The sequence below is a fragment of the Mesorhizobium sp. ES1-4 genome (genome assembly GCF_020164745.1).
Taxonomy (GTDB): domain Bacteria; phylum Pseudomonadota; class Alphaproteobacteria; order Rhizobiales; family Rhizobiaceae; genus Mesorhizobium.
This window is the reverse complement of the sequence record NZ_JAIUGV010000007.1, coordinates 161,245-185,139: the sequence shown is the minus strand read 5'-3', so window position 1 is coordinate 185,139 and position 23,895 is coordinate 161,245. Positions and strand designations below refer to the sequence as shown.

The window sequence follows — 23,895 nt, the reverse complement described above, 5'->3', positions numbered from 1 at the left end:
AACCACCCAGGAGAAAGACATGCTGTTTGCACTGATTTGCAAGGACAAGCCCGGAAACCTGCAGGTGCGCCTCGACACGCGGCCCGAGCATGTCGCCTTTCTCGAAGGGCTGAACGCCGACAAGAAGCTGGCCTTTGCCGGCCCTTTCCTCGATGCCGACGGCAAGCCCAATGGCAGCCTCGTCGTCGTCGAGGCGTCGGATATGAACGGCGCGCAGGCCTTGTCGGCCGCCGACCCCTATGCCAAGGCCGGACTGTTCGAAAGCGTCGAAATCCGCCCGTGGAACTGGACGTTCAACAAGCCGGCGGCTAGTTAATTCCGGGCGCCCGTGACGCCTGGGCCGCATGAGGAGAAAAAATGAACTACTGGCTGTTCAAATCCGAACCTTCGGTTTTCTCCTTCGAGGCGCTTAAGGCCAAGGGCAAGGCCGGCACGCAATGGGACGGCGTGCGCAACTACGCCGCCCGCAACAACATGAAGGCCATGCAGATCGGCGATCTCGGCTTCTTCTACCACTCCAACGAGGGGCTGAACGTGGTCGGCATCGCCGAGGTCTGCGCGCTCGCCCACCCCGACACCACGTCGGATGATCCGCGCTGGGAATGCGTCGACATCCGCGCCGTCAGGGACATGCCGAACCCGCCGACACTCGAAGACGTCAAGGCCAATCCAAAACTGGCCGAGATGGCGCTGGTGCGGCTCGGACGGCTTTCCGTGCAGCCGGTGACCCCGGCCGAATGGAAGGAAGTCTGCCGCATGGGCGGCCTGACGCCGGCTCCGTGACAGCACTTACTCCCGATAGCGCCAGGAAGTTCATCCTGGACAATACGGCGCTGATGGCGCCGCCGCATGTGCCGGAGATCCTGCTCCACCTCGCCGACGAAGCGCATGATCTTTGGCAGCGGACCGAGGACGAACTGGTCGAGATCGGCCTGCCGCCACCCTTCTGGGCGTTCGCCTGGGCCGGCGGCCAGGGCCTCGCCCGCTATGTCATCGACAATCCAGGCACCGTGCAAGGTAGGCGCGTGCTCGACTTCGCCTCGGGTTCCGGCCTCGTCGCCATCGCCGCCGCCAAGGCCGGCGCCGCGGAGGTAACCGCCGCCGATATCGATCCTTTCTGCGCCACCGCGATCCGACTCAATGGCGAGGCCAACGGCGTCGAACTCGAATTCCTCGGCACGGACTGCATCGGCGCCGACGCGGGTTGGGACGTGATCCTGGCTGGCGACGTCTTCTACGACAAGCCCTTCGCCGACAGGCTGATGCCGTGGTTTTCGGCGCTCAAACGGCGTGGCGCCGACATCCTGGTCGGCGATCCCGGCCGGTCCTATCTGCCGCGATCGGGGCTGGAGCCGCTTTGCGTCTACCAGGTGCCTGTGACAAGGGCGCTCGAGGATGCCGAGATCAAGCGTACGACCGTATGGCGACTGCTTGACGCCATCGCCAAACAGGCGTTTCCATGAAGCCGCACAGGAGGGGGAACTCATGGATTTTTCAGCAGTGAACTGGATCGCGGTGATCGTCGCCGCCGTAGTCGCGTGGCTGTTCGGTGCCGGCTGGTACATGGCCTTGAGCAAGCCGTGGCTGAAGGCCGCGAAGCTCGATCCGGCGACGATGAAGAGATCTCCGCTGCCCTTCGTCATCTCCTTCGTCGCCGAACTGCTGATGGCCTGCATCATGGCCCTGGTCGTCGGCGCGATGACGGGTGGCGAGCCGACCTGGCTGGCCGGACTGATCTTCGGCTTCGTGCTTTGGCTGGGTTTCGTCGCCACGACGCTCTCTGTCAACCATCGCTACGAGAATTTCGGCTGGGACCTCACCCTAATCGACGGTGGCCACTGGCTTGGCGTGCTGCTGATCATCGGCGCGGTCATCGGCTGGTTCGGCGCCGTGGCAAGCTGAGCTGCGTTGACGATGGCCGACGAGTCCGGATTTCCCCGCGACCTTGTGTTCACCCGGGTCTGCCACGTCAAGCAAGGCTATGACGACCGGCGCCGTCACATTGTCCGCGAGTTCGAGCGGCGCGGCGTGCCCGTCACCTTTTACACGGAGTGGGACCGGCCGGATATCACGCCCGATATCCGGAGCGAACTGGTCGCTCCCACCTTTACGTATCCACCGGCGGTCTCGCTGGCGCTGAAGCATGTCGGTATCTGGCGCGATTTCCTTGAGACCGACCTGCCCTATTGCCTGGTCTTCGAGGATGACGTCTTCCTCGCCCGCGACTTCGTCGCCAAATTCCGGCAAGGTCTGGCCGAACTCGGCGGCCCGACGCGCAAGGCCGTCATCTATCTCGGCAACGGCAGCACCTATTACACGCCGAGCTGGAAATTGCGGAAGGGCCAAAGGCTCTATCCCGCGCTCCATGCCAGGTGCGCCGATTCCTATCTCATCACCCGCCCGGTCGCCGAAGCCCGTTGTGCCTGGATCGATGAGCACAAGATATACACCGTGATCGACCATCAGATCGAGCAGATGGACGAAAAACTGGGCATCGAGATGCTGTGGTTCGAGCGGCCGATTGTCGAGCAGGGCAGTGAAAACGGCGCTTTCCAGACTTCGGTCGCCGGCAAAAAGCAGCCGCTTCTGTACAAGAAGCTGAAATGGAACGTGAAAAAGTACCGGCGCATGATCTTCGGCCACAATGCCCGGTCCTGAGCGCCGAGCAATTCCAGGAAAACTGCGTCGCGGTTTTCCGTCCGGAATTGCACAAAAAAGAGATCAGGCCTTGTCCGTCGTTCGCGTCCTGGCGACTTCCTCGAGGATCCATTCGCGGAAGGCGACGATACGGCGATCTTCGGCCATCGCCTGGGGATAGACCAGGAAATAGGCGAACTCCGGCGCAACCCTGATGCTGAGTTCGAACGGCCGCACCAGCCGGCCCTCGGACAGATCGTTTGCCACCATCGCGAAATCGGCGAGCGCGACAGCATTGCCGTCCAACGCTGCCTGGACAGCATCCGTGGATGTCCCGAACACGATGGTGCGGCTGTCGTCGAAATCGTCGATGCCGGCCGCCGCCATCCACATGCGCCAGTTCGGCCATGTCACGCCCTGCCGGGCCCATTCGATATGGGCAAGCGTGTGGTTGAACAGGTCGCGCGGCTCACGCAGGGGTGGCCCCGACGTCAGGAGGCCCGGGCTGCACACGGGAATGATGATGTTGTCGAACAGGCGATGCGCGCTCAGTCCCGGATATTTACCCGCGCCGAAGCGGATGCCGACATCGACGTCGTCCAGGTCGAAATCGCGCAAGCCGTAGGCGATGTCGAACCTGAGTTCGATGCCCGGACACTGCTTGCGGAAATTCTCGACGCGCCGCATCAGCCATTTCGCCGCGAATTGCGCGTCCAGCGTCACCTTCAGGAATTCCGTGCCGCGCGCAATCTTGCGCGCCCGCATCACCGCCCGGCCAAGCAGGTCGAGCGTATCGGTCGCCGCCTCGTAAAGCACGGTGCCCGCCTCCGTCAGCCGGATGGTGCGGCTGGTACGGGTGAACAGCACGATGCCCAGATGATCCTCGATTTCCTTGATCTGGTGACTGACGGCGGCAGGCGTCAGGCCAAGCTCGTCGGCGGCTCGGGTGAAATTGAGGTGCCGGGCCGCCGCCTGCAGCGTCCTGAGCGCCCGCGTTCCCGGCAAGAGGATCGCCATCAGCGTTCGGCCCGGTCGAAGTGATGCATGGAGCCTTATCCTCAAATAAAACTTGACGATGACAAAAGAACTACTCGTTTCCCGTTTGTTTTTCAATACGGCATGATTGCAACATCAAGACACCATCAAACCGGATTTGATGTCCGGGGAATACGGATCACATCATGTCTCACATCGCTCTTCACCCTGCATACGTCGTCCGCTCGGGCTGGCTGTCGGCTGTCCGTGATTGGCTGCGGCAGGCCAGGGTCGCGGTCAACCTTCCCAACCAGAACGTCGAGGATCTGTCCGATCGCCAGTTGCGCGACATCGGCGCCAGCCGCAAGGATATCGCCCGGGCCATGGACCGCGAGATGGGCAGGCTGGGCCTTCTCGACATAGGCTGGCAGCGGAATAGGAAGGCATAGGGGAGTAGGGGAGTAGGGGAGTAGCATTGGTGATGCGGTTTGAACGTGTCTGCTGCTACTGAAGACTTTCCCCTATTCCCCTATTCCCCTATTCCCCTATTCCCCTATTCCCCTATTCCCCTACCTCACCACCCTCACCACCGTCCGGGCCGACAGCAGCGGCAGAAGCCGTGCCATCGTGCGCGCGGTTACCGCCACGCAGCCTTCCGTCGGCGTGAAGCCGGGACGCGCAAGGTGGAAGAAGATGGCGCTGCCGCGCCCGCGGCGGCGCGGCGCGATATTCCAGTCGAGCACCAGGCAGGCGTCATAGAGCCGATCCTCGCGCCGCATGCGTTCATGGCTGGCGCCGTAGGGTATCTTGACCGGCCTGTTATAGTTGCGGTCGTCAGGTACCTCGCACCAGCCGAGATCCGGCCCGATCGGCGCCATCGCCAGTCGCGTCCTGCGGCCGGCGGCAAACTGATCCTCGCGAAAATAGCCCGCCAGGATACGCATTGAAGCGAGCGGCGTGGCGCCGTCACCCTCGCGCTTGCCGGACGAGATGCCGCCACGCCCCAGCGCGCACGCAAACACCGTTGTGCCAGCTTGCAGCAGGCCCTGGCTCGGGTGGCCGGGCCTTGCCCGTACGGTCAGCACGCGCAGCCGTTTTACCAAAATTGCGCCGGCTGCATTGCGATCGCGTTTTTTCTTGTATGATCGTGCCACGGAACAAATCACTGTGATCGGCTATTGTGCCGGCAAGCTTCCGCATAAATACGCAGCGGTCAACTGAATTCACTTTTCAAAACAACGGATTGATCCATGACTTCACGCACCATCCTGATCGTCGACGACGATGACGACCTGCGCGGCACGCTGGTCGAGCAATTGTCCCTCTACGAGGAATTCGACGTGCTGCAGGAATCCACTGCGGCAAAAGGCGTCACCGCCGCGCGTGGCGGCCTCATCGACCTGCTCATCATGGATGTCGGCCTGCCCGACATGGATGGCCGCGAGGCGGTGAAGATCCTGCGCAAGGGCGGCTACAAGGCGCCCATCATCATGCTGACCGGCCACGACACCGATTCGGACACGATTCTGGGTCTTGAGGCCGGTGCCAACGACTATGTGACCAAGCCGTTCCGCTTCGCGGTGCTCTTGGCGCGTATCCGGGCGCAACTGCGCCAGCACGAGCAGAGCGAGGACGCGACCTTCTCGGTCGGCCCCTACACCTTCAAGCCCAGCCAGAAACTGCTGATCGACCCGCGCGGCGGCAAGGTGCGGCTGACGGAAAAGGAGGCCTCGATCATCAAATATCTCTATCGCGCCGACCAGAAGGTGGTGACGCGTGACGTGCTGCTGGAGGAAGTGTGGGGATACAATTCCGGCGTCACCACGCACACGCTGGAAACCCATGTCTACCGTCTGCGCCAGAAGATCGAGCGCGATCCTTCCAATGCCGAAATTCTTGTGACAGAAAGCGGTGGCTACAAGCTGGTTCCTTAAACATTTCATTATCCAATGGGCGGCCTGGGCGGGGCCGCTTTCGGGTACGATCCTGTCGGAGGGGGATTCTGGATCGTATCGCAGAGGAGGGATTGGACTGACCGTTCGGGGACACAGCTAGATGGCGCTGGATGACGACATCCGCATCCTGTCTGCCGTGAGGCTTTTCGAAGGCTTCACGCAGGAACAGTTGCGCCTGCTCGCCTTCGGTGCCGAGACCACTTTCCTGCAGGCGGGCCACAAGCTTTATCGGGAGGACGACGTGGCCGACTCGGCCTATGTCGTGGTCAGTGGGCGTATCGTGCTCTACCGCGAGCAGAATGGCGAGCGCATCCCGATTGGCAAAGTCGGCCCCGGCACGATGCTCAGCGAACTGGCGCTGATCGCCGACACCAACCGGCTCACCAGCGCCTCGGCCGAAATCGACTCGGAAGTGATAAGGCTGAGCCGCAAGATGTTCCGGCGCATCCTGGAGGAGTATCCCGATGTCGCGGTGAAGCTGCACCAGCGCATCTCCGAGGAATTCCACGACATGATCCGCCGCATCGAGGAACTGGCCCCGCGCTTTTCAGGGTGAGCACGGCCGGCGCAGCCACACGACATTCGCCGCAAAGCCTGCGTATCGCTAGTCCAGATCGAAGCGCGCGATGACCGGCACATGGTCCGACGGACGATCCCAGCCACGCGCCGCCCTCAGAATCTCATAGCCGGTGAAATCCGGAACCAGGTTGGGCGACGACCAGACATGGTCGAGCCGACGGCCCCGGTTCGACGCTTCCCAGTCTTGCGCGCGATAACTCCACCATGTGTAGAGCTTCTGTTCCGATGGTACGTTGAGCCGCATCAGGTCGACCCAGCCGCCGGCGAGCCGCATCGCCTCGAAGTTTTCGGTCTCGACCGGCGTGTGGCTGACCACGTTGAGCAATTGCTTGTGCGACCAGACATCGTGCTCGAGCGGAGCGATGTTGAGATCGCCGACCAGGACCGAGCCCGACACCTCGCTGTGCTCGGCGCGGATGGCGTTCATCTCGGCGACGAAATCGAGCTTGTGCCTGAACTTCCTGTTGATCTCGGGATCCGGCTCGTCGCCGCCCGCGGGAACGTAGAAATTATGCAGCAGGATCGCCTTGCCGCCGGCCCGTACCGTCACCGACAGGTGCCGGCTGTCCTCGATGTCGCAGAAACGGCGCCTTTCGACCACCTCGATCGGCCGCCGCGCCACCGTCGCCACGCCGTGATAGCCTTTCTGGCCATGGAAGGCGATGTGCTGGTAACCGAGCTTGCGGAACGCCTTTTCCGGGAACAGTTCGTCCGGGACCTTGGTTTCCTGCAGGCAGAGCACATCGGGCGCGTACTCATCGAGCAGGCGCTCGATGATCGGCATGCGCAGGCGCACGGAGTTGATGTTCCAGGTCGCGATGGAAAAGGGCATGCGGCGGGGTCCGGCAAGAGATCGCCATTCTACTGCCAGTCGCGCGCCGCAAAAACAAGCTGGACGATGATCATCAGGCCAGCGTTGCCCAGAAGGAACTCCGAAGAGACGAGGACCTATCTCGTCTTGGTGTTCAACTCGCGGTTCGCCGTATAGTCGATGGCGAAGGTGTCAGGCGCGAAGCTGACGCCTTCCTTGACGTTGTAGATCATCACCGTCGTGTCCTTGCCCTGCGCGTCGGTGATCGTCCACTGGCGCAGTTCATAGGTCTTCGGATCGAACATCATGGTGATCTTGGAATTGCCGAAGACCGACTTGTCGGCAAGCTGGATGGTGGTGAGATCGCTCTCTTCCTTGATGCTTTTGACGCGGCCGCCGGAGAGATCGATCTTGTCGTCGAGCAGCAGCTTCAGTGGCGTCTTCGACAAGGGATAAAGGTCCGATGTGTTCAGCCTCTTGTTGAGGATGACCACTGACTGGCCGTCGGAGATAACCTTGAAGTTCGCAGCTCCGTCATAATTGAACCGGATCTTGCCGGGCCGTTCCAGGAAGAACTTGCCGCCGGTCTGCTGGTTGTTGGGCCCGAACTGAACGAACTCTCCGCTCATCGATTTCACGGAGGAAAAATGGTCGGCGATCTTTTGCGCCGCCGAAGGCACGGCCGCCTGCGCTGAGGCCAGCAGCTCGACTCCGGGCATCACGTTGAGCGCGGCCGCCCCTGCGAACACCAGGCCGAGGGCAAACAAATGGCGGCGTGTCGGGGCAAGATCGCCGAGCGCTGAAAGATCGTTTTTCATATCGGTCACTCTCGTCTGATTCCTGATTTGGCCGCTGTCGTGAACCCCCAGTTGGGCTGAAGTTTGGCGAGGCGGTGACTGCTCACCCGGTTGAACGCGCCAGAGGGTTCAAAGTTGCCGCGAACTCCTATCCGTCAGAATTTGTCGTCTTCGGTCGGCACCAGGATTTCGCGTTTTCCGGCATGATTGGCCGGGCCGACAATGCCTTCCTTTTCCATCTTCTCGATGATCGAGGCGGCACGGTTATAGCCGATGCCGAGACGCCGCTGGATATAGCTGGTCGAAGCCTTGCCGTCGCGCAGCACCACCGAGACCGCCTGATCGTAAGGATCGTCGGAATCCTCGAAATTGCCGCCGCCCCCACCGCCGGAACCGCCCTTGCCGGACGGCTCGTCGTCGTCCTCGCCGTCATCCTCGGTGATGGCGTCGAGATATTCCGGCACGCCCTGCAGCTTCAAGTGGCCGACGATCTTCTCGACCTCGTCGTCGGAGACGAACGGCCCGTGCACGCGCTGGATGCGGCCGCCGCCGGCCATGTAGAGCATGTCGCCCATGCCGAGCAGCTGCTCGGCGCCTTGCTCGCCCAGGATGGTGCGGCTGTCGATCTTCGACGTCACCTGGAAGGAAATGCGGGTCGGGAAATTGGCCTTGATGGTGCCGGTGATGACGTCGACGGAGGGACGTTGCGTCGCCATGATGACATGGATGCCGGCGGCGCGCGCCATCTGCGCCAGGCGCTGGACGGCGCCTTCGATGTCCTTGCCTGCGACCATCATCAGGTCGGCCATTTCGTCGATGATGACGACGATATAGGGCATCGGCTCGAGATCCAGATTCTCGGTCTCGTAGATCGCCTCGCCGGTCTGGCGGTCGAAGCCGGTCTGCACGGTGCGCGAGATCCTTTCGCCCTTCTTCTCGGCCTGCTGCACGCGCGCATTGAAACCGTCGATGTTGCGTACGCCGACCTTGGACATCTTGCGGTAGCGGTCCTCCATCTCGCGCACGGTCCATTTCAGCGCCACCACCGCCTTCTTCGGATCGGTGACGACGGGCGTCAAGAGATGCGGGATGCCGTCATAGACGGAGAGTTCGAGCATCTTCGGATCGATCATGATCAGCCGGCATTCCTGCGGCGTCAGCCGGTAGAGCAGCGACAGGATCATCGTATTGATGGCGACCGACTTGCCCGAACCGGTGGTGCCGGCCACCAGCACGTGCGGCATCTTGGCGATGTCGACGATGACGGCCTCGCCATTGATGGTCTTGCCCAGCGCCAGCGCCAGCTTGGCCTTGGTCGTCTCGAAATCGCGGCTGGCCATGATCTCTCGGAGATAGACGGTCTCGCGCTTGGCGTTCGGCAGTTCGATGCCGATGGCGTTGCGGCCCGGCACCACGGCGACGCGGCAGGCGATGGCGCTCATCGAGCGGGCGATGTCGTCGGAGAGGCCGATGACACGCGACGACTTGATGCCGGGCGCGGGTTCGAGCTCGTAAAGGGTGACGACCGGGCCTGGGCGGACGGCGATGATCTCGCCCTTGACGCCGAAATCCTCCAGCACGCCTTCGAGCAGGCGCGCGTTCTGTTCCAGCGCGTCCTTGGAAAGGCTTGGGTCGCGCGCGACGTTCTTGGGTTCGGACAGGAAATGCAGCGACGGCATTTCGAACGTGTCCGAGCCGATCAGCGAGGTCTGCGCCTCGCGCTGGACGCGGGCGCCCGGAGCCGGGCGCGGAGCCGGCGCCGCCACGCGCGTGGCCGCGTCGGAGCGGAACTGCTGGACCCTGGCGCCCGACGCCGCACGGCGTCCGGCGACAGGCTCATCGTCGAGATCGAAATCGTCCTCGCCGGTTTCGAAACGATCGTCGAAGACATCGTCGTCGGCCGGATCGACCGAAACGCCGCGGTCGTTGACCATGGCGGCGAAGAATTCCGGCTCGACGCGGGCGCGGCCGTTCTGGCTCATGCGGGATTCGGCGAACTCGGCCGATTCGACCCGTTCGGCGGCACGGCGCCAGGCGCTGGCGCGTGGCTCCATCTCCGGCTCGAATGCGTCGCGCTGCTGCCTGCGGCGCACCGCCCGGCGATGCATCCACGCGCGCAGGGAAAGCCACCAATGTGTAATTGCGCCGAGCGCCAGTATGCCCTCGTCGCCCTCGTCCTCGTCATTGCCGAACAGGAGTTCGTCCTCGCGCGGGTCCGCGGCCGCCGGTTCTTCCATCACCGCGAAGCCGTTCTTGCGCCCGATCAACGCGGCGCCATAGGCGAACAGCCAGAGCGCGGGTGCCGCCAACAATACGGCCAGCACGCTGGCGATCAGTCCGGTCGGATAGCCGCCGATGAGGACGCCGGGAATCTTGAGCACCATGTCGCCGAAGACGCCGCCGAGACCGGTGGGCAGCGGCCAGGTCTTGGGCGGAACGATGCAGCCCGCGATCGCCGCGGCGAGCAGCGCGAAGCCGAACCAGAACAGCCCGCGCTTGGGCAGCCGGTCGACGCCGCGCGCCGAAAACAGCAGGTATCCCCAAATCACCGCCGGCACCAGCGCGGCAACCGCCGCAAGGCCGAAGAACTGCATGGCGAGGTCGGAGAACACCGCGCCGGCATAGCCCATGGCGTTGGTGACGGTGTTGGCGGTGGCGTGCGAGAAGCTCGGGTCGGCGACGTTCCAGGTCGCGAGGCTGGCGATGGCGAAGGTGGTGAACGCGAACAGGCCGGCGCCGACCAGACGACCGACCTGGCGCCGCGCGAATGCGTGGATGCCGTGCCCCGTATCGGCCAGCGCGAGCGGTGCTGAAGCCCCTGAACGCATGCTCTTCCCCGTCAGTGATTGCCTGGCCCGAGCGCATGACGCACTCCGGCAGATTCGGATGCAAGACTAGGCGTGGGAAGGTTAAGGGCGCATTAACCATGGCCGGGCGGCGACCACCTGCGCAAACGGCGATGGCGAGCCTCTCGGCCCGCCATCTCCCTGCAATGGCAGCGGGGTCACGCTCGATGGCTTGACCCGTGCTGTCTCAGTTGGCCCCACCCAGCGCCTGCACATTGGCGCAGAATTCGGCATGCGGCTTGCTCATCGCCGCGTCCTGGCATTCCTTCTTCATGGCTTCCTGCTTTTCCATCGGCATGGCCATGAAAGCAGTCTTGAATTCCGCCATGGGCTTCATGGTTTTCATGCTGGAATCGGTGAAGAACGGCGCCATGTTATCCGGCTCATCCAGTGCACCGGCAAATGAAACGCCGCTGACCATGGAAAGAGCAAGCGCTCCCAGGCAGATAGACTTGAGATTCATGAGAAAATTCCTTCCCTGTGTTTAAAAACGATCGTCGGAAACGGCGATCGTCCCCACAGTTCGAAGCCAGGGCGGTCAATGTTTCCTCTGAAAGAGTCTTCACGCGAACGTGATTGCGCGGACCTGGGTTGGGGCAGAACGAATTTGCCAAAAAAGAGGCCCGGATGCGATCCGGGCCTCAAGGCGTGACCTCCTTGCGGGAGCGTCACGACGGGATTTTTCAAAGTGATTCCGCCAAAAGCGTGCAGCGGTTTTCCACTTGGAGCCACACGGGCAAAAACCGGGACCGGCGGGAGGAGGGTTCCGCCGGTCCCTTGGCAAGGATGCCTTATGGCACCACTTCGCCATGCTGGGAAATGTCGAGACCTTCGATCTCTTCCTGGGTCGACGGACGCAGTCCGACAAGCGCCTTGACGATGTAGAGGATGACAAAGGTGGCGATCGCCGTCCAAAGGATGGTGAAGACGATGCCATAGAGCTGCTTGCCGAGCGAAGCGCCCGACGACAGGCTGTTGATCGCCGGATCGGCGAGCACACCGGTGAGCAGCGCACCGACGATGCCGCCGACGCCATGGACACCGAAGGCGTCGAGCGAGTCGTCATAGCCGAATATGTGCTTCACCTTTACCGCCGAGATGTAGCAGACCACGCCGGCGACGATGCCGACGATAAAGGCGCCGGTCGGGTTGACGAAGCCGGAAGCCGGGGTCACCGCGACGAGACCGGCGACGGCGCCCGAGATGATGCCGAGCACGGAAGGCTTTTTGGCGATGATCCATTCGGCGAACATCCAGGCCAGGGCCGCCGCGGCGGTGGCAACCTGGGTGTTGAGCATGGCGGCACCCGCAAGGCCGTCGGCCGCCAGTTCCGAACCGGCGTTGAAGCCGAACCAGCCGACCCACAGCAGCGATGCGCCGATGACCGAGTAGACGAGGTTGTGCGGCGCCATGTTGGTGGTGCCGTAGCCTTCACGCTTGCCCAGCACCAGCGCACAGACGAGACCCGCGACACCGGCATTGATGTGGACGACCGTGCCGCCGGCGAAGTCGAGAACGCCCGCGGCGCCGAGGAAACCGCCGCCCCAGACCCAATGCGCGATCGGCGCATAGACGACCAGTAGCCACAGCGCCATGAAGATCAGCAGCGCCGAGAACTTCATACGCTCGGCGAAGGCGCCGGCAATCAGCGCCGGGGTGATGATGGCGAAGGTCATCTGGAACATCGAGAAGACGAATTCAGGAATGTTCGCCACGCCCGGCGCCCACAGCGTCGAGGTGGTGATGCCGTGGTGGAAGAATTTCGAGAAGCCGCCGAGATAGGCGTTCATGCCGCCGCCGTCGGAAAAGGCCAGCGAATAGCCGAACATGAACCACAACACCGTCACCAGGCAGGTGATGGCGAAGCTCTGCATGATGGTGGCAAGCACGTTCTTCTTGCGCACCATGCCGCCGTAGAACAGCGCCAGGCCCGGAATGGTCATCATCAGCACCAGCGCCGTCGAGGTCAGCATCCAGGCGGTGTTGCCGGTATCGAGAACCGGGGCCGGAGTAGCAGCCGGTGCGGCAGCCGCGGCGGCGGGTGCGGCTTCCTGCGCGAAAGCGGCGACGCTGCCCAATGCTGCGAGAGCGAGCGAACCCAGGAGGGCCGCCCTTCCCGTCGTCTTGAAGGTGGAAGGAATATTCATTGAACTCTCCATTGGAATACGTGTTCGCCGCTCAGAGCGCGTCGGTGTCTGTTTCGCCGGTACGGATGCGCACCGCCTGGTCGATGCCGAAGACGAAGATCTTGCCGTCGCCGATCTGACCGGTCTTCGCCGCGGCGGTGATGGCTTCGACGGCCTTGTCGACCATGTCGGCACCGACCGCGACCTCGATCTTGATCTTCGGCAGGAAGCTGACCGCGTATTCCGCCCCCCGATAGATTTCAGTATGCCCCTTCTGACGCCCGTAGCCTTTGACTTCGGTGACGGTCAGGCCCTGGATGCCGACGGCGGTAAGCGCTTCGCGTACCTCGTCCAGCTTGAACGGCTTGATGATTGCCATCACGATTTTCATAAGGTTTCACCCTTTGCTGTTGCGGTGACCCGCGTTTGCACGACTTCACCGATCCCAAAGAGCCGGAGAGTGCTCACGATAAATCAAGCTCCGTGCCAAGTGCGGAAGCAGCCTGTTAACTTGTTGTAAACAAAGGAAATGGAGCGGCGGGAGCCAGCAGCTGTCGGCGCCTGCGGTGCATCGCATGCTCAAAAAGTGTGCAGTTTTTCGAAATTGCCTATTTTGCCGGCTTTGAACATGATTCCGAAAAGGGGAACCCATTTTCGGAAAAGAATATGCGCGAACAAGCCTCCTGTAGCGCTCAACGTTTGAGCCGGATCAAGCCTTCCTGGGCCATCGAGGCAATCAGCGTGCCGTCACGGGCATAGAGCGTGCCGCGGCTGAAGCCACGCGATCCCGAGCTTGACGGACTGTCCTGCGCATAGAGCAGCCAGCCATCGAGGGAATGCGGCCGGTGGAACCACATCGAATGGTCGAGGCTGGCGGCCTGGATGTCGGGATCGAACAGGCCGCGCCCATGCGCGAAGGTCGAGGTGTCGAGCAGCGTCATGTCGGAGAGGTAGGCGAGCAGCACCGACTGCAGCGCGCGATCATCGGGAACCGGGCCGGCAAGGCGGATCCAGACATTCTGCCGGGGCGGCAGCTTGTCGCGGCTTTCATAGTGCTGGAGATTGACGGGCCGCAGTTCCAGCGGTCGCTCGCGGGCCCAGAAACGGCGCACCGCCTCCGGCACCCGGTCGGCGGTTTCGAGCAGTTGCCGCTGCGTCTTCAGGCCCTCCGGCGGCGGCACGTCGTCGGGGAGCGCGAACTGGTGCTCGAGCCCCTTCTCGTCGACCTGGAACGAAGCCTCCAGCGAAAAGATCGCCTGTCCGTGCTGGATCGCCAGCACGCGCCGCGTAGTGAAGGAGCCGCCGTCGCGGATGCGATCGACCTCGTAGATGATCGGCACCTTGATGTCGCCCGGGCGCATGAAATAGCCGTGCAGCGAATGCACGAAACGGTCTGGCTCCACGGTCCGCTGCGCCGCCACCAGCGCTTGCGCGATCGTTTGGCCGCCAAACACCCGCTGCCACTCTACCTGGGGGCTGCGACCACGATACAGATTGTGTTCCAGCCTCTCGAGGTCGAGAATGCGCAGAAGCTCGTCCATGGCCGCCGTCATGTTTTGTGACCTCGCCGCAAAATTGCTATGGCGGTTTCCGACAGGAAGAACGGGCCGTCAAGGGCGCCGGCCCCGGGCGGCAAGCAAGGAGCCAAGACAATGGAACGCAACGCGGATGCCAAGACCAGATCCGGGCTCGATGTCCTCGTCGCCGGCGCCGGCTATGTCGGCCTGGCCGCCGCCGTCTCGCTGAAGCAGGCTCGCCCGGGTCTTGCCGTGGCGCTGGTCGATGCCGCGCCGGCCGGTTCCTGGCAAAGGGATGGCCGCGCCTCGGCCATCGCCGCGGCCGCCTGCCGCATGCTCGACCAGCTCGGCGTCTGGGCCGAGATCGCGCCGAAGGCGCAAGCGATCACCGAGATGATCATCACCGATTCACGCAGCGCCGATCCGGTGCGCCCGGTCTTCCTGACCTTCGGCGGCGAGGTGGCGCCGGGCGAGCCCTTCGCGCACATGGTGGCCAACAAAGCATTGAACGGCGCCTTGCGGGCCAGGGCCGAAAAGCTCGGCATCGACATCATCGAAGGCGTCGCCGTGCAGGGCTTCGAAACCAGCGGCGCCGGCATCTCGGTGCATCTGGCCGACGGCGCCGCGCTGACGGCGCGGCTGCTGGTTGCCGCCGACGGTGTCAATTCGAAACTGCGCGACATGGCCGGCATCAAGACGGTGAAATGGGAATACGGCCAGTCCGGCATCGTCTGCACCGTGGCGCATGAACGCCCGCACAACGGCCGCGCCGAGGAACATTTCCTCCCCGCCGGCCCCTTCGCCACGCTGCCGCTGAAGCCCGACGAGGACGGCACCAACCGCTCGTCGATCGTCTGGGTCGAACGGACGGAGGATGCCAAGGCGCTCGTGGGCGGCGACGATCTCGTCTTCGAGCATGAACTCGAACAGCGCTTCGGCCTCAAGCTCGGGGACATCCGCGTCGCCGACAAGCCGCGCGCCTGGCCGCTCGGCCTCACCCTTGCGCGCGCCTTCGTCGCACCGCGCGTCGCGCTTGCCGGCGATGCCGCTCATGGCATCCATCCCATCGCCGGCCAGGGCCTCAATCTCGGCTTCAAGGACGTGGCCGCACTTGCCGAGGTGATCGTCGAAGCCGACCGGCTCGGCCAGGACATCGGCGCGCTCGACGTGCTGGAACGTTACCAGCAATGGCGCCGTTTCGATACGGTGCAGATGGGTGTCACGACCGACGTGCTGAACCGGCTGTTTTCCAACGACATCGCCCCGCTGCGCACCGTCCGCGATATCGGCCTCGGCCTCGTCGAACGCATGCCACGCCTGAAGGAGTTCTTCATTCGCCAGGCGTCGGGGCTTTCGGCCGGCACGCCGCGCCTGCTGAAGGGCGAGGCGATCTGATGGCCTGGCAATTGGCCGAGGCCGCGACGTCGTCCACCGACGGAGCGGGAGCGAAGCGGACGTGCAGACCCGAGGATCCGTGCCGTGACCTTGGTCGAAGGATGCAGCCGAGCACAATTCTGCACCGCTGCAACGGCTATACGTAACGGAATGGATTCTATGGTCTGCGCCGCGTCGCTGCGCTCCTTGCTCCGCCATGGAATGACGAGAAGGCGAGCCCTCAGTTCACCTCGAAACCGAGCTTCTGGCGCAGCCGCAGCATGCGCTGATCCGCTATCTTCACGCGCTGCTCTCCGCCCTGAGCCACCCGGTTCAGCATCCGTAGCAGATCGTCCCGTTCGTTCGGGTCGAGGCGTTCGCGCAGAAAGGGCGCCAACCTGTCGATGACCATGGTGGTGTCGCCGACCTGCGCGGCAGCCCACTTGGCATAGACAACCGCCTCGTCGGTCTTCTTCTGGCTCTCCGCGATTTGCGAAATCACCTCGCGGATGACCGCCTCGCGCAGCGGCAGAACCGGGCCATCTTCCGAAACCAATGCGGTAATCAGCGTCGCGGCGGCGACCACCGGATCGTCGATCGCCGTCAACGGCGAGAGTGCGGCCTGGCTGCGCAGCTTCTTGCGCCTGATGTTGCCTTGCACGCGCCCGACGACGTCGGCGACCTCGCGCGCGGCGTCGTTCATGGCCTTCATCCGGTACCACCAGAACGCCGCCGCTCCGAGCACGCCAAGGACAGCAATCAGGAAAGGCATGTCCAAATCCCCGAAAATCCCGGCGACGATAGGAGAACTGTCGCGTTGCTTCAACACGCGAGAGCTGCCTCCGGCGAAGAAAATTCCATTTGCGGCAGGTGAATTTCGGCGAGTAACAAGCCGATTCACGACCCCGGCCGCCAATTTGCGCCTACGACCCCGGGACGTCGTAAACAGCCCGGACCTCGATCATCCCGAGTTCGGCCAGCGGAATGCCGGCGGCGATGTCCAGCGCCTCCTCGAGAGTGGCGGCCTCGACCATGACGAAACCGAGCAATTGTTCCTTGGTCTCCGCGAACGGGCCGTCCGTGAGCAGTTGCTTGCCCTTGCGCCGCCGTACGGTCTTTGCCGTTTTCACCGGCTGCAGCGCTTGCGCGATGATCAGCTTGCCTTGCTGGGCGAGCAACCTGTCATAGGCCAGCGAGTCGGCGTCGAGCTTGGCGCCGCCATCGGCGGTGAGTGCATGAAGGTGTTTTTCCTCACCATAGACCAGGCAGACATATTTCATTTCAAGCTCCCTTTTTGCGGCAAACCATGGGATGCGGCGGCAATCGTGTCAGTCTTGCCCGCGACCGCCGCCGCATGATCGAGAAGGCATGCCGCGACCGCGATGACGGCAACCGCCGCCAGCAGCCTGCCGAAGCCGGACGCCGGCGAGGCCAGCCAGAACTCTTCCCGTCGCTGAAGCCCGCGGCCCGGCCTCTTCCACAGTGCAAAAAACAGATTGTCCATGTGAACCTCCATCCGGCCACAAATCCCGTGGCCGCCCCGCAGGACGGCCGGCCGGGATGGAAGCCGACATTCTTGCATGCTTATTTTTCCCGGAGGAAAGGGACCGTCATCGTGCCGTGGTCCAAACAGCGCAGTGGTCTTCACGCACGCCCGCGCTATAGTTGGCTGGACGCTGACCCAAGACCAGTTCACGACAACCCAGGAGGACTCCATGGACCGCACCGCAAACGCCGTCTGGAAAGGCAATCTGAAAGAGGGCAAGGGCACGCTCGACACCCAGAGCGGGACCTTGAAGTCCACGCCCTATTCGTTCAAGGCGCGGTTCGAGGACGAGAGCGGCAAATCCGGCACCAATCCGGAGGAACTGATCGCTGCCGCCCATGCCGGCTGCTACGCCATGCAGCTGTCGCATTTCCTGGCCGAGAACGGCACGCCGGCGGAAGAGCTCGACGCCAAGGCCGTGGTGACGCTGGTTCCCGGTACCGGCATCACCGGCAGCGCCATCACGCTGGTCGGCAAGGTGCCCGGCATCGACGCTGGGAAATTCAAGGAACTGGCCGAGAAGGCCAAAGCCGAATGCCCGGTTTCCAAGGCGCTCGGCGCGATCAACGTGTCGCTCGACACCAGGCTCGGGTGAAACCGGCCGCGTAAACGCATCGACGCGCCATGGGCGCGGGACGAGGGCAGGTCGCCCAAGCGCGTCGACGCAGCTAGAGCAATCCAGGAAAAGTGCGTAGCGGTTTTCCGTCCGGAATTGCGTGAAAACAAAGAGTTAGAGCGGATCAGCGATTCTATCGAAAGCTGAACCGCTCTAAGCTCCGAGCGCGTCAAGCCTGGCGCGCAATGCCGCGACTTCCTGCTCCAGCGCCTCCAACCGCGCTTCCAGGTCGGAGACGGGCATTGCAGCCACGCTGCGCTGCGCCGAAAGCGCCGCGGCATCGACAGGTCCGGAGAGGAGATGCACGTAGCGGTCCTCACGCTGGCCAGGCCCGCGCGGGATTTCCTGGACCAGCGGCGGCCGGCGGCCGATCAGCATGTCGAGTTCGGTACGCAGGTCTTCGATCGACGAAAAACGCGTCATGCGCTCAGCGCGCGCCAGGAGTTCGTGCGCCGTCTGTGGCCCGCGCAGCAGGAGCAGGCCGAGCAACGCGGTCTGCGGCGTCGTCAGCGAGAAGCGCTGCGCCATCTGATGCTCGTAGCGCTCCACGCGCGAGCCGAACATCTGCCGCACAAGTCCCTTCTGTTCGAGGAGCTTCAGTGCCCGGTGCACCTCTGTCTGCTCCAGCGCCATGACAGGGTCGCGCGCCGTCTTCTGGTTGGCCGCCGCAAGCGCCGCGTTGAGCGTCAGCGGATAGACGTCCGGGGTAAGCTCCCTCTTCTCGATCAGGCAGCCGAGAAGCCGCGCCTCGACGGGAGACAGGATGGGAAGGTCAGAATCGGTCATGGATAACTATTCGCTGTTTGTCGGCGCGGATGATTTTGACAGACATCGAAGCGTTGCGACAGGCCGGAACGTCATCGCTGCATATGAGCCTAAGCCGCTCTACCGCCGCTCGAGCATCATCTTCTGTCCCGGCGCTCGCGTCGGCATTAGAGCAATTCCAGGAAAAGTGCGCAGCGGTTTTCCGTCCGGAACTGCGTGAAAACAAAGAGCTAGAGCGGTTCAGCGATTCTATCAAACGCTGAACCGCTCTAGCGTGCATCAGCCCCAGACGCCACAGCCGTCCGCGCCGGTTTCAGCTGCCAGAACGATCTGACGAGCACGTCCTCGGCATAGATCGAGCTATCGAACCGAGCCTGTCCAAGTTCCTGAGCCAGCGCCGGTCGATCCCCGAGCAGCGACACGCCAAAGGCAGCCTGGCCATTGCGCGGCAGCAAACCTAGCGCGTCCAGAATGGTGGGAAATATGTCGATCGTGCCAGACAGTCCGGCATACGCTTTGGAAGGAATGCCATCCCCCGATACCGAGAAAAAGTTGCGTCGTTCGTATTGGTTCAAGCGATCCGTGACTGTGCTCGGCGCGCTGAGGTGGTCGCTTTGCAACGCAAGAATTGTGTTCGCCATCAGACCTTCGGCTTCGGCTTTGTGGATGAAGTCCGCGATGAGCATATTTGTGCATTTCACCGCATGAAGAATATGTGGGGCTTGGGGAGGAAGCCCTGTCTTGCCGATACATTCATCAGTCAGATAGCCATCCATCGCATGTCCGCCACTGACGGCAATCGTCAGTGAGAACGGTTCGCCGGCCCGCTGCGCATGCCGCATAACGTCGAGGCTCAAAGCCAGAACCTGGGCGTCGTCGGCTCCAAAAGGACTGCCTTTTCCGGGGACGGCAGCCACAACCTCCGATCCGCCAAAGAGCGACGAGTAGCCGTGGGTGGCAAAGAATGATCCTTGACCGGTGAAGCTGAGCGGCCAACCGGATATGAAATTCTGCTGATAGCCCCGCGCCTTCAGAATGTCTCCCAGGCAGGTCAGGCCTGGCAGGAATTGCGAATTCTCCTCCAGATACTGGCGCGTCGTGAAATACGTCATCAGCAACGGCGTTCCGCAGTTCGCCGCCACCATCCCGGCCATGGAGTTGTTGGTGTAGGCAAGCTGCACCATGTTGGTTGCCGAAAGGCCACGCCTATCGAATTCTAGCAGCGGACCCATGACATCGCCGAACTCGGCCTCGTTCATGTAGGTACGCTCGGCGCTTTCGATGAAAATATGAATGAGGTTCTTCCGCGCGACGGCGACTGACGCTGTTCCAGCCTCCGGCTTTGTCAAGGAAGTGACATCGACGAACCGCTTGGACAGGAAATCATGCAGCGGGTTGGGATGGATCGCTGCCGAGATCGGACGCGTCAGCATTGGATTTGCCGCCAGAAAGACTGCCATCAAGGCAACGTCCAATGCTCTTGTCAGCGTGCCACGCGCCTTCAGCGCGCCAAGGCCGAAGAGAACGACTGTAATGATTAGTATCGTGCTTCCGGTATTCATCAGATATTCGAGAACGACACCGGGCGTCAGAATGCCCGCATCGACATGCATGAGCATCGCGCCCCAATCAAAATAGCCGAAGACGCTTTCGAGATAGACATACACAAGGAAAAGCAAGCAGGGGACCAGCGAGAAATAGACTTTGAACCACCTGCTTTTTGACTGGTCAGGCTTTTTATTCCGGATGTGATCCAGCAATAAGAGTGGGATCAGGGCTCCCAAGCCAAGAGCCGCGAGTAGCGCCTTCTCCTGGAAATAGATCAGCGACACGAGCCAAGTGAGCGACCCCACTGTTGCGGCACTGATCAAAGATCCAGACAGCCGGTAGCGAGTCATGATAAAGCTGCGCATCACTTTACACTCGAGCGACGATCTCAAGGTGGATATCGAAGATAGCTTAAAACTATACTAAGACAATGCTGTGCGACTCCGGTTACAACAAACGATTATTTACGTTGCTGCTAATGTAAGCCGCCGAGAAGTATCCTCCGTTCTGCCGAGCGACATGCTTGGAAATGATGATCGTGGCGTTTGGCGCGTCAACAATTCACTCGCGGTCAGCGGCCCATGCAAGAGATGGCCGAGCAAGGCAGATTCCAAGGTCGTCCGCGGCAATCACCACGCCGTCTAATGCCATGGCGCTGGTTGGCGGCGTCATGCGTCACCTGGACCGTCAGCGAATTCGACGTTCCGATCGAGCGGCCAAGTTTTCGAACGGGGACAGGACGCTAGGCCTCCTAAACCCGTCTCTCCACCATCATCTTCTTGATTTCGGCGATCGCCTTCGCGGGGTTCAGCCCCTTGGGGCAGGTCTGCGCGCAGTTCATGATGGTGTGGCAGCGATAGAGCCGGAACGGGTCTTCGAGATTGTCGAGCCGTTCGCCCTTGGCCTCGTCGCGGCTGTCGATCAGCCAGCGATAGGCCTGCAGCAGCGTCGCCGGGCCGAGATAGCGGTCGCCGTTCCACCAGTAGCTCGGGCACGATGTGGAGCAGCAGGCGCACAGGATGCACTCATAGAGCCCGTCGAGCTTTTCGCGGTCCTCATGGCTCTGCAGCCACTCCTTGGCGGGCGTCGGCGACACCGTCTTCAGCCACGGCTCGATCGAGGCGTGCTGGGCGTAGAAATTGGTAAGGTCTGGCACCAGGTCCTTGATCACGGGCATATGCGGCAGCGGATAGATCTTGACCGCGCCTGAAATGTCGTCGCAGCCCTTGGTGCAGGCGAGCGTGTTCGAGCCGTCGATGTTCATGGCGCAGGAGCCGCAAATGCCTTCGCGGCAGGAGCGGCGCAGCGTCAGCGTCGGGTCGATCTTGTTCTTGATCCACAGCAGGGCATCGAGAACCATCGGCCCGCAATCGTCCATGTCGACGAAATAGGTGTCCATGCGCGGGTTCTCGTCATCGTCCGGCGACCAGCGGTAGATGCGGTATTCGCGCAGGTTCGTCGCGCCCTCGGGCTTCGGCCAGGTCTTGCCCTGCTGGACCTTGGAATTCTTGGGGAGCGTGAGTTCGACCATTACCTCAGGTCCTTTCGGATGACGAGCTTCAGCCCGGACCAGACTTCATTCAACGCAGCGACCTTGACGTCGACAAGATCGAGCTTGAGAGCTTCAGCGCGGACAACGCCCTCGGTGACGTCGGTGGCCACTTTCGAGGCCTTTTTCGGCCAGGAGACCCAGACCATGCCGTCGCGCTTGATCGCCGCTTTGACATCGCCGAGACTATTCTCGATCTCGCCGCGCTCTCTGGTGAAGGCGTGGACGGCGTCGTATTTCAGGGTCGCACCGGAAATGCCGGACCATTCGGCCAGCCGGTCGACAGAAGCGAAATTCGCCGCTTCGGTGAGGCATTCGAGTTCCCCCGGCAGTGCGATGAAGGCGGCGACCATGCCGTCCTTCAGGCCGAGCTTGGCCGGAAGGGGCGTAGCTGAATATCCCGCCGCCGTCGCCATGCTCAATACACCCTGGCCTTCGGCGCGATCTTGGCGAGACTGATGCCGCCGTCCTTTTCGGCCACCAGGGGCTCGGTGTGCACGGGCCGGTAGGTCAGCGTCACCTTGCCGTCCTCGCTGAGATGGGCGAGCGTGTGCTTGCGCCAGTTGGCGTCGTCGCGAGCGGAAAAATCCTCCCGCGCATGCGCGCCACGACTCTCCTTGCGGGCCTCGGCGCCATAGACGGTGGTGATGGCGTTGGCCATCAGGTTTTCCAGCTCCAGCGTCTCGACGAGGTCCGAATTCCAGATCATCGAGCGGTCGGTGACCTTGATGTCCTTGAGCTCGCCCCAGATCTGCGAAATGCGCTCGCAGCCTTTTTCGAGCGATTCCTGCGTGCGGAACACGGCGGCGTCTTCCTGCATCGCCCGCTGCATTTTTTCGCGCAGGACCGCCGTCGGCGTCGAGCCGTTGGCGTGGCGCAGCTTGTCGAAGCGCTCCATGATCTTTTCGACCGAAGCTTCGTTCGGCGACGGGATCGCCGCCTTGCGGTCGATCACCTGGCCGGCGCGTATGGCGGCCGCGCGGCCGAACACGACGAGGTCGATCAGCGAGTTCGAGCCCAGCCGGTTGGCGCCATGCACCGACGCGCAGCCCGCCTCGCCGACCGCCATCAGGCCGGGCGAGACCCGGTCGGGGTTTTCGGCCGTCGGGTTGAGCACCTCGCCCCAGTAATTGGTCGGCACGCCGCCCATATTGTAGTGCACGGTCGGCAGCACCGGGATTGGCTCCTTGGTCAGATCGACGCCGGCGAAGATTTTCGCCGACTCCGAAATGCCCGGAAGCCTTTCGTGCAAGACCGCCGGATCGAGATGATCGAGGTGCAGGAAGATGTGGTCCTTGTTCTTGCCGACGCCGCGGCCTTCGCGGATTTCCAGCGTCATGCAGCGCGAGACGACGTCGCGCGAGGCGAGGTCCTTGGCCGACGGCGCATAGCGCTCCATGAAGCGCTCGCCTTCGGAGTTGACGAGGTAGCCGCCCTCGCCGCGCGCGCCCTCGGTGATCAGGCAGCCGGCGCCGTAAATGCCCGTCGGATGGAACTGCACGAACTCCATGTCCTGGAGGGGAAGCCCGGCCCGTGCGGCCATGCCGCCGCCGTCGCCGGTACAGGTGTGCGCCGAGGTGGCCGAGAAATAGGCGCGGCCGTAGCCGCCGGTCGCCAGCACCACCATCTTGGCCGAGAAGCGATGGATGGTGCCGTCGTCGAGATTCCATGCCACGACGCCGGTGCAGGTGCCGTCCGGCTCCATGATTAGGTCGAGCGCGAAATATTCGATGAAGAATTGCGCATTGTTCTTCAGCGACTGGCCGTAGAGCGTGTGCAGGATGGCGTGGCCGGTGCGGTCGGCCGCGGCGCAGGTGCGCTGCACCGGCGGGCCGTCGCCGTAATTCATCATGTGGCCGCCGAACGGCCGCTGGTAGATCTTGCCTTCTTCGGTGCGCGAGAACGGCACGCCGTAATGTTCGAGTTCGTAGACCGCCGCCGGCGCCTCGCGCACCATGTATTCCATGGCGTCGACATCGCCCAGCCAGTCCGACCCCTTGACGGTGTCGTACATGTGCCACTGCCAGGAATCCGGACCCATATTGGACAGCGAGGCGGCGATGCCGCCTTGCGCGGCGACCGTATGCGACCGGGTCGGGAACACTTTGGTGATGCAGGCGGTGCGCAGGCCCTGCTCGGCCATGCCGAGCGTGGCGCGCAGGCCCGCGCCCCCGGCGCCGACGATGACCACGTCGAACTTGTGGTCGACAAAGCTGTAGCCTGCCGTGTTGGCTGATTTCGTGTCCTGGGCCAA

27 protein-coding genes are annotated in these 23,895 nt (G+C 62.8%); 10 read left to right on the top strand and 17 right to left on the bottom strand.

Going from position 1 to position 23,895, the window contains the following annotated elements:
- Positions 1 to 19: 19 nt before the first annotated feature.
- The 5 genes from LB556_RS15490 to LB556_RS15470 are packed head-to-tail and all read left to right on the top strand — an operon-like array spanning position 20 to position 2,658.
- A complete protein-coding gene (locus tag LB556_RS15490) occupies positions 20 to 316 on the top strand; it encodes a YciI-like protein (RefSeq protein ID WP_224568450.1) in 297 nt (98 codons plus the stop codon).
- Positions 317 to 357: 41 nt separating this feature from the next.
- Entirely contained in the window at positions 358 to 783 is a 426-nt protein-coding gene (locus tag LB556_RS15485; protein ID WP_224568448.1) for an EVE domain-containing protein, read from the top strand.
- On the top strand, positions 738 to 1,463 hold the full coding sequence (locus LB556_RS15480; protein WP_224568447.1) for a class I SAM-dependent methyltransferase: 726 nt from the start codon (positions 738 to 740) through the stop codon (positions 1,461 to 1,463). The genes LB556_RS15485 and LB556_RS15480 overlap by 46 nt, the downstream gene beginning before the upstream one ends.
- A 22-nt stretch (positions 1,464 to 1,485) precedes the next feature.
- A complete protein-coding gene (locus tag LB556_RS15475) occupies positions 1,486 to 1,902 on the top strand; it encodes a DUF1761 domain-containing protein (protein ID WP_224568445.1) in 417 nt (138 codons plus the stop codon).
- A 12-nt stretch (positions 1,903 to 1,914) separates the two neighbouring features.
- On the top strand, positions 1,915 to 2,658 hold the full coding sequence (locus LB556_RS15470; protein WP_224568443.1) for a glycosyltransferase family 25 protein: 744 nt from the start codon (positions 1,915 to 1,917) through the stop codon (positions 2,656 to 2,658).
- A gap of 63 nt (positions 2,659 to 2,721) precedes the next feature.
- On the opposite strand, the gene gcvA is transcribed toward LB556_RS15470, so the two are convergent.
- The gene (gene gcvA / locus LB556_RS15465) at positions 2,722 to 3,654 is read right to left on the bottom strand and encodes a transcriptional regulator GcvA (protein ID WP_224568441.1); all 933 of its coding nucleotides are present in this window, start codon (positions 3,652 to 3,654) and stop codon (positions 2,722 to 2,724) included.
- A 164-nt stretch (positions 3,655 to 3,818) separates the two neighbouring features.
- Between gcvA and LB556_RS15460 the strand changes: the two genes are divergently transcribed.
- Positions 3,819 to 4,061 (top strand): hypothetical protein, encoded by a 243-nt coding sequence (locus LB556_RS15460; RefSeq protein WP_224568439.1) that lies wholly within the window; start codon positions 3,819 to 3,821, stop codon positions 4,059 to 4,061.
- A gap of 120 nt (positions 4,062 to 4,181) precedes the next feature.
- Here LB556_RS15460 and LB556_RS15455 read toward each other — a convergent pair whose 3' ends face one another.
- Positions 4,182 to 4,718 carry a L,D-transpeptidase gene (locus tag LB556_RS15455; RefSeq protein ID WP_224568710.1) on the bottom strand — a complete coding sequence of 179 codons (537 nt, stop codon included), beginning with the start codon at positions 4,716 to 4,718 and terminating at the stop codon, positions 4,182 to 4,184.
- Between the two features lie 144 nt (positions 4,719 to 4,862).
- On the opposite strand from LB556_RS15455, the gene LB556_RS15450 reads away from it, so the two are divergent.
- Both LB556_RS15450 and LB556_RS15445 read left to right on the top strand, forming a co-directional pair.
- A complete protein-coding gene (locus LB556_RS15450) occupies positions 4,863 to 5,546 on the top strand; it encodes a response regulator transcription factor (protein WP_027145512.1) in 684 nt (227 codons plus the stop codon).
- Positions 5,547 to 5,667: 121 nt separating this feature from the next.
- Positions 5,668 to 6,123: a Crp/Fnr family transcriptional regulator gene (locus tag LB556_RS15445; protein ID WP_224568437.1), complete on the top strand. Its 456-nt coding sequence runs from the start codon at positions 5,668 to 5,670 to the stop codon at positions 6,121 to 6,123.
- A gap of 48 nt (positions 6,124 to 6,171) precedes the next feature.
- Here the strand turns inward: LB556_RS15445 and LB556_RS15440 are convergent, their stop codons facing one another.
- The 7 genes from LB556_RS15440 to tesB all read right to left on the bottom strand — a co-directional run bounded on the left by LB556_RS15440 (position 6,172) and on the right by tesB (position 14,279).
- A complete protein-coding gene (locus LB556_RS15440) occupies positions 6,172 to 6,978 on the bottom strand; it encodes an exodeoxyribonuclease III (RefSeq protein WP_224568435.1) in 807 nt (268 codons plus the stop codon).
- Positions 6,979 to 7,094: 116 nt separating this feature from the next.
- A complete protein-coding gene (locus LB556_RS15435) occupies positions 7,095 to 7,775 on the bottom strand; it encodes an outer membrane lipoprotein carrier protein LolA (protein WP_224568709.1) in 681 nt (226 codons plus the stop codon).
- A gap of 134 nt (positions 7,776 to 7,909) precedes the next feature.
- The gene (locus LB556_RS15430) at positions 7,910 to 10,582 is read right to left on the bottom strand and encodes a DNA translocase FtsK (protein ID WP_224568433.1); all 2,673 of its coding nucleotides are present in this window, start codon (positions 10,580 to 10,582) and stop codon (positions 7,910 to 7,912) included.
- Positions 10,583 to 10,787: 205 nt separating this feature from the next.
- Positions 10,788 to 11,063, bottom strand: a complete 276-nt coding sequence (locus tag LB556_RS15425; protein WP_224568432.1) for a hypothetical protein — start codon at positions 11,061 to 11,063, stop codon at positions 10,788 to 10,790.
- Between the two features lie 328 nt (positions 11,064 to 11,391).
- Positions 11,392 to 12,747: an ammonium transporter gene (locus tag LB556_RS15420; protein WP_224568431.1), complete on the bottom strand. Its 1,356-nt coding sequence runs from the start codon at positions 12,745 to 12,747 to the stop codon at positions 11,392 to 11,394.
- 31 nt (positions 12,748 to 12,778) lie between these two features.
- Positions 12,779 to 13,117 carry a P-II family nitrogen regulator gene (locus LB556_RS15415; RefSeq protein ID WP_006327120.1) on the bottom strand — a complete coding sequence of 113 codons (339 nt, stop codon included), beginning with the start codon at positions 13,115 to 13,117 and terminating at the stop codon, positions 12,779 to 12,781.
- A gap of 301 nt (positions 13,118 to 13,418) precedes the next feature.
- The gene (tesB, locus tag LB556_RS15410; protein WP_224568430.1) at positions 13,419 to 14,279 is read right to left on the bottom strand and encodes an acyl-CoA thioesterase II; all 861 of its coding nucleotides are present in this window, start codon (positions 14,277 to 14,279) and stop codon (positions 13,419 to 13,421) included.
- A gap of 99 nt (positions 14,280 to 14,378) precedes the next feature.
- Between tesB and LB556_RS15405 the strand changes: the two genes are divergently transcribed.
- A complete protein-coding gene (locus LB556_RS15405) occupies positions 14,379 to 15,638 on the top strand; it encodes a ubiquinone biosynthesis hydroxylase (protein WP_224568429.1) in 1,260 nt (419 codons plus the stop codon).
- Positions 15,639 to 15,858: 220 nt separating this feature from the next.
- On the opposite strand, the gene LB556_RS15400 is transcribed toward LB556_RS15405, so the two are convergent.
- Genes LB556_RS15400 through LB556_RS15390 form a run of 3 tightly spaced genes read right to left on the bottom strand, consistent with a single transcriptional unit; the run spans position 15,859 to position 17,121 of the window.
- Positions 15,859 to 16,533: a hypothetical protein gene (locus LB556_RS15400; RefSeq protein WP_224568428.1), complete on the bottom strand. Its 675-nt coding sequence runs from the start codon at positions 16,531 to 16,533 to the stop codon at positions 15,859 to 15,861.
- A 7-nt stretch (positions 16,534 to 16,540) separates the two neighbouring features.
- Positions 16,541 to 16,897: a YciI family protein gene (locus LB556_RS15395; protein WP_224568427.1), complete on the bottom strand. Its 357-nt coding sequence runs from the start codon at positions 16,895 to 16,897 to the stop codon at positions 16,541 to 16,543.
- Positions 16,894 to 17,121, bottom strand: coding sequence for a hypothetical protein (locus LB556_RS15390; protein ID WP_224568426.1), 228 nt, complete (start codon positions 17,119 to 17,121; stop codon positions 16,894 to 16,896). Before LB556_RS15390 ends, LB556_RS15395 begins: the two co-directional genes overlap by 4 nt.
- Before the next feature lie 211 nt (positions 17,122 to 17,332).
- On the opposite strand from LB556_RS15390, the gene LB556_RS15385 reads away from it, so the two are divergent.
- Positions 17,333 to 17,758 (top strand): OsmC family protein, encoded by a 426-nt coding sequence (locus LB556_RS15385; protein WP_224568425.1) that lies wholly within the window; start codon positions 17,333 to 17,335, stop codon positions 17,756 to 17,758.
- A gap of 174 nt (positions 17,759 to 17,932) precedes the next feature.
- Here the strand turns inward: LB556_RS15385 and LB556_RS15380 are convergent, their stop codons facing one another.
- The 5 genes from LB556_RS15380 to sdhA form a co-directional block, all read right to left on the bottom strand.
- Positions 17,933 to 18,565 (bottom strand): YceH family protein, encoded by a 633-nt coding sequence (locus LB556_RS15380; protein ID WP_224568424.1) that lies wholly within the window; start codon positions 18,563 to 18,565, stop codon positions 17,933 to 17,935.
- A 248-nt stretch (positions 18,566 to 18,813) separates the two neighbouring features.
- Entirely contained in the window at positions 18,814 to 20,457 is a 1,644-nt protein-coding gene (locus tag LB556_RS15375) for an LTA synthase family protein (protein WP_224568422.1), read from the bottom strand.
- Positions 20,458 to 20,843: 386 nt separating this feature from the next.
- Complete coding sequence (locus LB556_RS15370) at positions 20,844 to 21,623, bottom strand: succinate dehydrogenase iron-sulfur subunit (RefSeq protein ID WP_023771886.1); 780 nt, start codon at positions 21,621 to 21,623, stop codon at positions 20,844 to 20,846.
- On the bottom strand, positions 21,623 to 22,057 hold the full coding sequence (locus LB556_RS15365; protein ID WP_224568420.1) for a DUF3052 family protein: 435 nt from the start codon (positions 22,055 to 22,057) through the stop codon (positions 21,623 to 21,625). Before LB556_RS15365 ends, LB556_RS15370 begins: the two co-directional genes overlap by 1 nt.
- A 2-nt stretch (positions 22,058 to 22,059) precedes the next feature.
- On the bottom strand, positions 22,060 to 23,895 hold the full coding sequence (gene sdhA / locus LB556_RS15360; RefSeq protein ID WP_224568418.1) for a succinate dehydrogenase flavoprotein subunit: 1,836 nt from the start codon (positions 23,893 to 23,895) through the stop codon (positions 22,060 to 22,062).